Source organism: Faecalibacterium intestinale (assembly GCF_040096575.1).
Lineage (GTDB): Bacteria > Bacillota > Clostridia > Oscillospirales > Ruminococcaceae > Faecalibacterium > Faecalibacterium intestinale.
On the sequence record NZ_JBBMEN010000040.1, the window covers coordinates 1 to 9657 of the forward strand.

Genomic DNA, 9657 nt, shown 5'->3' on the forward strand with positions numbered 1-9657 from the left:
AGCCGTATGACGGGAAACTGTCACGTACGGTTCTTAGGCGGGAAAGCGGTGGTAACACCGCTGACCCAGCCGATTACTGGGCAAGTGATGACAAGGGCAATGCTGCTTTGACCGACCGTGCAAAGGAGTGGCTGAACTCCGGTCACAACGACTTTACCGGCTTTGAGATGTCCACCGGCGAAACGCTGGAACTGTGGAACACTCCCTTTATCGTGATGAACGGTACCCTGACCCAGTATGGCGATGGAGAGGGCGGCTACCGCTGCGCTTCTACGCTGGGCTGGAGCGATGTCAATGAGATCAGTGCTCAGAGCGAAAACTTCCAGAAGTGGCAGAAGACCACTGGCCACGAGAACTGGAAGGAGTGGCTGGGCAGCGATTACTGCGAGAAAAGCCCCCTGAAGAACGTATCCAGCTTTACCAGCCTGCCGGATGACAATATGCAGCTGATGATCGATGCCATCAAGGATAAGGTCACCACCGCAAGCTGGAAGATGGTCTATGCTTCTTCCGACAGCGAGTTCGATGCCCTGTGGGATCAGATGGTCGCCGACTGCAACGGTCTGGATGCCAACAGCATCATCGAGTGGCGTCTGGCTGACCTCGAAAATGCAAAGACGATCCGCGACTCTCTGTAAAAATCATAGCGGACGCAAGCTCCGGTCTGCATGATATCCTGCTGACGGAGTTGAGATCTGGATAACACAGAAGCTGTGTTCCGCAACCTTTTGCGGGACACAGTTTCTTCTTTTATGAAGCAAATGATATGACACAGAATAAAACACCTGCGCATCAGACAGATATGACCCATGGCTCTATCCTCGGCTGCACCCTGCGCTTTGCTCTGCCGATTTGCGCTGGCAGTGTCCTTCAGCAGATGTACAGCACCGTAGATACGCTGGTCATCGGCAATTATTGCGATTCCTCTGCACTGGCAGCGGTTTCCACCAGTTCGCAGCCGCTGGAAATTCTTTTGTGTGTCTTTCTCGGTATTGGTTCTGGCATTTCAATCCTTGTTTCGCAGGCTTGCGGTGCGTCCGATCAGGATGCGCTGAAAAAGCTGCTCAAAGCATCCGTGTTCTTCCTCTACGCAGCAGCGATTCCACTTACGGTGTTGGGGCTTGTATTGGGGCCGGTTCTCTTGAATCTGATGCAGGTTCCGCCGGATGCTATGCCTTATGCAGTGCAGTATCTGCGCATTGTTGCCATCGGTATTCTTGGCAACATGGGTTACAATTTCAATGCAGGCATCCTGCGAGGGCTTGGCAACAGCAATTCTTCTCTGGTGCTTCTGCTGGTATCCTGTGTGGTCAACATTGCGCTGGATCTGCTCTTTGTAGCGAAGTTTGGCATGGGTGTCTACGGTGCTGCATGGGCGACCGTGATTGCACTGGCACTCTCATGGCTGTGCAGCATCTGGTATATCCGCCGCTATGCACCGGAGCTGGAATTTCCACTGTTGCCCCATCGATTCGATGGGAAAACGCTGCGGAAGATGATACAGATCGGCCTCCCACTTGGAATGAACACGGCACTCTATTCCACCGGACACCTGATTTTGCAGATTCTGTTCAATCTTCAGGGTTCGACTTTTGTTGCAGGCTGCTCGGTGGCCGGAAAAGTCACCAGCCTTGCCAACCTTGCCATTGCATCGCTCTCCTCAACAATGACGGTATTTTCCGGTCAGAACCTTGGTGCAGGAAATTATCGCCGACTGTGCCGCAGCGCATGGCTGATTCCGTTGAGCGCGGGAGCCATCACATTATCTGCTGGAATCCTCGTTACAATTTTCTGCAACCCGCTCCTCGCACTCTTCACACACGATACCGCAGTTCTTGCGTTTGCAACGCGCTACATCCATATCGTTCTTCCGTTCACATGGATGTATGCGATCATGAACGTCATCATGTGCTTTGCCAATGGCATTGGAGAGATCAAGTATCCGACCATCGTAAATCTTTTCATCCTGTGGGGTGTACGGATACCGGTCGCATATCTGCTTTCACGGCTTGGCTATGGCGGCTATGCAATGGCCAGTGTACCGCTGAGTTTTCTGGCTGGTATGATCCTGATGCTGTTTTATTTTCGTACAAAGCGATGGGCCAAACTTTGCGCCCTTGCAAAAAATGAACCATAGGAGGTTCGTATGGAGTTACTCACACTGCTTTCCAAACCCTCGCGCGAATTTACCCCGATCCCGTTCTGGTTTCTGAATGGCAACCTGATCCATGACGAGATCCGCCGCCAGTTGAATGATTTCAACGCACACGGCGTATCCGGCGTGGTGCTGCATCCCCGCATCGGCCTTGCAAAACGCATCAAATACCTTTCCAAAGAATACTTTTCCTACATCCGCACGGCGGTCAAGGAAGCTGCTGCGCTGAACATGACGGTCGTTCTGTACGATGAGGGAATGTACCCGTCCGGCTCCGCAAACGGCATGGTCACTGCGGGCCGACCCGATTTGGTCAGTCAGGGCATCACGCTGGTGAGCGAGAGCAAGCCGGGAGATGAAGTCCTTGCACAGACACCGCAGGGCGTTCTGGTGGTGCGCAAGAGCGGCGGCACCATCCGCGGCATCCACTGGGGCGAAGACGATGGCGAACCGAACGCCCCGGAAAGTGCCGACATCCTGAACCCGGAGGTCGTGCAGCGGTTCATCGGCTTGACCCACGATGCCTACTACCGTGAACTGAAAGAATACTTCGGGAATACCATCATCGGCTTCTTCACCGATGAACCCAGTATTCTGGGGCGGAACGTGGGGAATATGTTCCCTTGGACAAAGGGCTTTGCCCAGCTTTTCACCGAAGCAGGCGGCAAGCTGGAAAACCTGACCGCACTGTTCGAGAAAACCGAAAATGCCGACACCCGGCTCTATCATCAGATGATCCTTGACCGGGAGGGCGGCGTTTACTATGCGGCTCTTTCCGGCTGGTGCGAGCAGCACGGCATCTGCCTGATGGGACACCCCCACCAGAGCGATGATATTGAGGTGGAAAAATACTTCGGCATCCCCGGTCAGGACTTGTGCCTGCGCTGGATCGCACCGGAAAAGGACTGCCTTGTGGGGCTGGATTCCACGCTGGGTAAGTGCAGCGCGGATGCGGCCCGCCTGATGAACCGCCGCCGCAATTCCAACGAGTGCTTTGGAGCCTGCAACAAGGACAACAATCCGTGGCAGCTCTCCGGCGGGGACATCAAGTGGTACACGGACTGGCTGGCCGTGCGCGGTGTCAACCTGTTCATCCCTCATGCGTTCTATTACAGCATCACCGGCAAGCGGAAAGATGAGCGCCCGCCCGATGTCGGCCCCAACAGCAACTGGTGGAAGCACTATAAGCTGTGGTCTACCTATCTGCGGCGGCTGTCCTGCCTGATGACGGACACGACCGCTCTCCTGCCGGTGGCGGTGCTGTGCCGCAACCGCGCATTGGAACCGGATGCCGTTCGTCCGCTCTATGAGCAGCAGGTCGGTTTCCAGTATCTGCCGGAAAGCGTCTGGAGGGATTGCCGGGTGCAGGACGGAAAACTGCATTGCCGCGGCATGGAGTTCTCGGCGGTGATCGACCCGGAACAGCGGTTCCCCGATGCGCCCGCGCTCCCCAAAGACCTCTCGCCCCTTGCAGACCTTCAGTGCAGCCCGGCGGCTCCGCAGCTGCGCAGTGCGCACTTCCTGCGCGCAGGCAGTGAGTGCTGGTTCCTTGTGAACGAGGGCAACACCGACCTTCACACCACCATCACGCTGCCCACTACCAAAAAAGTCGGGCAGTATGACCTCTGGGCAGGGAAAGCAGCCCGTGCGCAGGCAAAGGATTTTGCGTTGAACCTGCCCAGCCGCAGCAGCCTGCTGCTGTTCACCTGCGAGGAGGCGGACTTTGCCGCTCTGCCGGAACAGCCGAAACCACTGCTGCTCCCTGTGCCGGAGTTTACCCTGAAAAAAGCCGATGGCATTCAGGTCAAAAAGACCTACGTTGCCGAGGTGGAATACAGCGCAGAACAGGCAAACGACGATTATCCGCTGATGGAACTGGATGCCGAGGAGATGGCCGAACTCTGGGTCAACGGAAAATTTGCCGGAGTTTCGTTCTGGAATAAGCACCGGTTCGATTTGAAGGGCCTGCTCCATCCGGGCAGCAATGCGTTCAAGCTGGTCGTGACAGGTAGTCTGGCAAACCGCTATGGCAAACGCGCCGTTCCCTACGGCTTACAGGAGGCTTCTGTATGAGTTTGAAAAATATCTATACCTGTTTTCCCGGCGGCAAGCACAAGGCCCTGACTTTCAGCTTTGACGATGGCCGCGTGGAAGACCGCCGCCTTGTGGAACTGTTCAACCAGTACGGCATGAAGGGAACCTTTAATCTGAACTCCGGTCTGCACAATGCAGAGCGCATCCCGGTCAGCGAATATAAGGAACTGTATCGTGGGCATGAGGTGGCCTGCCACACCGTGCTGCATCCCACCATTGCACGCTCTCCGCTGGATCAGGTGGCCCAGCAGGTTCTGGAAGATCGCCGTGCATTGGAAGAACTGGTCGAGACCCCAGTGCGCGGTCTTGCTTATCCAAACGGCAGTTACACCCATAAAATCATGGAACTGCTGCCGGCACTGGGCATCCGCTATGCGCGTACTGTGCGCAGTACGCAGGGGTTTGCCATCCCGGAAGATTTTACCGAGTGGGATCCGACCTGTCATTTCCGGCGTGGGATGCTGGAACTGGGCCAGAAGTTCCTGACCATGCACAAGACCCAGTATCTGTACCTGATGTACGTCTGGGGTCACAGTTATGAACTGCCCGAACAGGATGGCTGGGCACAGATGGAGCAGTTCTGCCAGATGATGAGCCATCAGGACGACATCTGGTACGCTACTAACATCGAAATTGTAGATGCGCTGGAAGATGCTGCCCGGCTCCAGTTTACCGTAGACGGTGATCTATGCTATAATCCCAATGCTGCATCCTGCTGGGTCAGCGTGGGAGGAAAAATCTACGAACTTCCCGGTGGAACGACAACACGATTTGAGTGAGGAACACACCCATGAAACATGAACTTGAATTTTTCCCGGACGGAACCCCAATCGACGATTGGTTCTATGAGATCGAAACCCCGGAACTTTCTGCGCTGGGCAAGCAGTACCCGCTAACGGATTACGGCATCCTGCCGGATGGCCAGCTGCATACAAAGGAGATTCAGTCCGTCATTGACTTTGCAGCCAAGGAGGGCGGCGGTGTTCTGGTAGTTCCGGCTGGTGTTTACCACACGGGTGCGCTGCACTTCAAACAGGGCGTGAATCTGTATGTAGCACAGGGCGGCACCCTGATGGGCAGTGATGACATTGCCGATTATGACCTCTGCGAAACACGCATGGAAGGACAGAACTGTATCTACTTCTCGGCCCTCATCAACGCCGATGGCGTGGATGGCTTTACCATCAGCGGCCCCGGCACCATCGACGGCAACGGCCTGCGCTCTTGGCGGGCGTTCTGGCTGCGCCGCAAGTGGAACCCCAAATGCACGAACAAGGACGAGCAGCGTCCGCGGCTCGTGTTCATCTCCAACAGCAAAAATGTGACCTTTGCCAATATCACCCTGCAAAATTCGCACTTCTGGACGAGCCATCTCTACCGCTGCGACCATGTGAAGTACCTGAACTGCCGCATTCTTTCACCGGCGCACCCGGTTCCGGCTCCCAGCACCGATGCCATCGACATTGATGTCTGCACCGATGTTCTGGTCAAGAACTGCTATCTGGAAGTGAACGATGATTCGGTCGTGCTGAAGGGCGGCAGAGGCCCGTGGGCCGATACTGCACCCGAAAACGGCATCAATGAGCGGATTTTGGTGGAGGACTGCCACTATGGTTTCTGCCATGGCTGTCTGACCTGCGGTTCGGAGTCCATGCACGATCGCAACGTCCTGATTCGCCGCTTGAAAGTAGACCACGCCTGCAATCTGCTCTGGCTGAAAATGCGCCCGGATACCCCACAGCATTACGAGTACATTACGATGAAGCAGGTGGATGCCGTTGTGGAGAGTTTTGTCAACATCAATCCGTGGACGCAGTTCTATGATCTGGAAGACCGCAAGGACATTCCGCTTTCCTATGCAGATCACATCACCGTGGAGGACTGCCGCTGTGAGTGCCGCGAATACTTCAACGTAAAACCGGAACCGACACAGTATCAACTCTCGGACTTCACATTCCGGAATCTGGACATTCGCGCAAAAGAAAATTCCTTTGACCCGACCGCAGTGAACGGTATGGTCTGCGAAAACTGCAACATCACCCCTCTGGATACCGCACCGGACATCAATTACATTCCCCCCGTACCGCATACGATCGAGGAGGCATAAAATTATGAATAAGAAAAGACTCGTGGCCTGCCTGCTTACGGCCAGCATACTCGTTTCTTCTGCATGGAACGTCTGTGCAGTCGGCCCGGATACCGCAGCAGCCGGACAGGTCATAAGCTATAGCGCACTGCCGTATCCAACCTATGTGTACAATCCCACGACCTTGGAACTTCCATTTGGTGAAGCATTGCCAGAACAATTTCCCACAGAAGTGACCGCTGTGATGAACGATGGCTCGATTGGAACGGTAACCGTTGGCAAATGGACCGCGATTCGTGAATTTAACGCAGCAGAAGAAGGCATCTATGTTTACGGTGCCAATGTTGTTCCGGTCGAGGGAAAATATCAGGTACTGGAAGATTCTCTGACACCCAATGAAAACCCTACTGACCCCAGCGAACAGCGGACGGACTACACCTATGATGTGTATTATCGTATCGGCTACTTTAAGACGGGCAGCAGCTATAATGCGTATGCACGTTCTATGGAAAATCTGGATCGCGGCGTGTATGCGGTGAAGTCCGATGATGGTGTGTTCATTTCTTGGAGAATCCTTGCAACAGAGTATGGTGAGGATATTTCCTTTGATGTGTACAGAAATGGCATCAAGATCAATTCCTCTCCGATCACAGACAGAACCAATTTTACCGATGCAAAAGGCAAAGCCGGCGATGTGTATGTAGTTGCAAAGATTCAGAACGGCCTACAGTATAACAGCGAGGCTGTTGCCGCTCTGGAAAACAATTATATGAGCATCCCTCTGCAAAAGCCGGAACCCCAGCCCACCAAAAACGGAGACCTTTCTTCGTATACGATCAATGATACCGGCGTGGGTGATGTGGATGGCGATGGACAGTATGAAATCATTGTAAAATGGTATCCGGACAATGCATTTGACTCTGGCAAGGCTGTGGCACCTTCCTCTCCGACCATCTTTGACATCTATGAGATGGACGGTACTCCGTTGTGGAGATTGAACATGGGTCTGGAAATGCCCTCTGGTGCCCACTTTAACCAGTTTATGCTTTACGATATGGATGAAGATGGCAAAGCAGAGCTGTTTATCAAGACCTCCGATGGTACGATCGCCTATAAGCCGAATAAAGCTGGCAAATTTGATATGACCGATGAGAGCACGATCGTTTCCTATGTGGGCGATAAGAGCGTGGTTCCCGGTACAAATATCAATGCAAACGGCCATGCAAGCCCTGACTCAAATGAATATGTGACGGTATTCAATGGGCAGACCGGTGAAATCATTGACAGCATCGACTACATCAATGTGACTGGCAATTACGATGACTGGGGCAAAGCAGGCGATGGCGGCAACCGCTCTGCACGTTACAATATTGCAATCGGCTATCTGCCCAAAGAAGCAGGCAGCACCGAAACGATTCCTGCTGTATTCTTTAACCGCGGCTACTATGCAAAAACTACGATTGCTGCCTACACGTTGAGAAATGGAAAGCTGCAGCTGGAGTGGAACTTTGTGGCCCTGACCGGTGAGGATGCCGCAGATAAGGGAAACCATAATGTATCGACCGGTGATCTGGATCAGGACGGTTTTGATGAGATCTGCATCGGCAATATGGCGGTTGACCATGACGGCTCGCTGCTCTGGGTCAAGAATGGCAAGGATGGACAGGATTTGGGAAGCCACGGCGATGCCATCCACCTTGCGGCAATGAATCCGAACAATCCTACGCAGCTCTATGTTTTCTCTCCCACAGAGGAGTACAAGGTGGCAACGGTAAATCAGGCTCTGAGCAATGCTGGAACCGGCCTGCGCTATGATGGTATCTGGACTTCGGCAAAGGATGTGGGCCGTGCAGTAGCGGCGAATATCACTCCGCTGCCCGGATACGAATACTGGGGTCAGGCAAACAACAGCGGTGTATACAACATTCTGAGTGGAATGGTCAATCCGAGCCGTGCAGGTCTGCCGGCAAACTGGGTCTTGTACTGGGACGGTGACCTGCTCAGCGAACTTGGTGATGGCGTTGAGAAAGAATCCTGCGATTTCGGCGTGTATAAATACAACTGGGAAAGTGGTGCGGTGGATACCATTGATGTGCTGGATGGCAAGACGAACAATTCCACCAAAAACAACCCCAGCCTGACAGCCGATATTCTGGGTGACTGGCGTGAAGAAGTCGTGCTTAGAAACGAGGACGACACCGAGCTTCGTATCTACATGACAACGACAGAAACGGACTACATGATCTATACGCTGATGCATGACCCTGTCTACAGAAATTGTGTGGCGAACCAGAACAGCGCATACAATCAGCCCCCTCACATCGGATTCTATCTTGGCGAAGATAACAAGGAACAAGTCTTGTCCATGAATTTGCCTATTGCAAATATTGTTTACACCACGGAATCCAAAGAGGTTGGAAAGTCCATCGGTACGCTGGACTATGCTGGTATCCTTGCCCTGAAGAAACAACAGGCTCTTGACACACTGAAGGGATTCTTCAGTTAAGTCTTTGAATCCAATGAAAATTCGGATATAGAGGACGCATTATGAAATCTGAAACTTTCACCATTTCCTTGGAAAAGGGCGCACAGGATTCCATCCCGTTTTATAGCCCCAGCCAGCTCTTCGGGTTTGTGGACGAAGCTGCCCATAACGCACAGCCAGAACTCAATATCTTTGAGTTGAACAGTGGATTCCATGTACCCTACTGGTACGCATCGGAAGAAATCACAAAAATCCAGCAGGACGAAAACGGCTGTTTTCTGGATTCGGATGCACTGGTGCAGTCTTTGTGGGAAAAGGATGGCGCAGTCCAGCCGCCGCAGCGATTTGTTCCGCTTTGCTTCAAGGCGGCTGTTCCTCGTGCCGGAAATTACCGCGTGAAACTCACGCTGACCGCCCGCGCGGAGGAAGAACAGCTTCTGATTTTCCACGGATGCCGCCATCTTGCGTGGAAAGGCTCCTTGCGGCAGGGCGCGGTGCTGTCCATCTGTTTCACGGTCAGTGTTTCGCCCATCATCCCCAATGGAAAAGACCGGCCCTTTGAAAAAAATGCTCTGGACATTGCGGTGGTCGGCCACTGCCCGGCACTGGATTTTCTGTCTGTTGTGCCCATCGAGGTCCCCACAGTCTACCTTGCCGGAGATTCCACGATGGCGGACTACGGTGCAGAATATCCCTACCACCCGGCGGCGTGCTACGGCGGCTGGGGACAGGCGCTGGACTTGTATCTGGATGGGAGTGTGGAGTTTCCCATAGTTAAAGATACCACACCAAATATGATGAACCCACGCTTATACACTACCAGCTATAATAAACCGC

The 9657-nt window shown here is 53.5% G+C and carries 6 protein-coding genes and 1 pseudogene; all 7 read left to right on the forward strand.

Annotation, left to right across the window (positions count from 1 at the left end; all coding sequences use genetic code 11):
• Positions 1 to 638 (forward strand): annotated as a pseudogene (locus WMO20_RS13915) (hypothetical protein); the annotation flags it as partial.
• 128 nt (positions 639 to 766) lie between these two features.
• Entirely contained in the window at positions 767 to 2137 is a 1371-nt protein-coding gene (locus WMO20_RS13920) for an MATE family efflux transporter (protein WP_120021054.1), read from the forward strand.
• A 9-nt stretch (positions 2138 to 2146) separates the two neighbouring features.
• The gene (locus WMO20_RS13925) at positions 2147 to 4228 is read left to right on the forward strand and encodes a hypothetical protein (protein ID WP_349187257.1); all 2082 of its coding nucleotides are present in this window, start codon (positions 2147 to 2149) and stop codon (positions 4226 to 4228) included.
• A complete protein-coding gene (locus WMO20_RS13930; RefSeq protein ID WP_120021052.1) occupies positions 4225 to 5028 on the forward strand; it encodes a polysaccharide deacetylase family protein in 804 nt (267 codons plus the stop codon). The genes WMO20_RS13925 and WMO20_RS13930 overlap by 4 nt, the downstream gene beginning before the upstream one ends.
• Before the next feature lie 11 nt (positions 5029 to 5039).
• Positions 5040 to 6356 (forward strand): glycoside hydrolase family 28 protein, encoded by a 1317-nt coding sequence (locus tag WMO20_RS13935; RefSeq protein ID WP_120021051.1) that lies wholly within the window; start codon positions 5040 to 5042, stop codon positions 6354 to 6356.
• A 4-nt stretch (positions 6357 to 6360) separates the two neighbouring features.
• Entirely contained in the window at positions 6361 to 8841 is a 2481-nt protein-coding gene (locus WMO20_RS13940; protein WP_120021050.1) for a rhamnogalacturonan lyase family protein, read from the forward strand.
• 41 nt (positions 8842 to 8882) lie between these two features.
• A partial coding sequence (locus WMO20_RS13945) for a hypothetical protein (protein WP_349187258.1) occupies positions 8883 to 9657 on the forward strand: 775 nt, incomplete at its 3' end.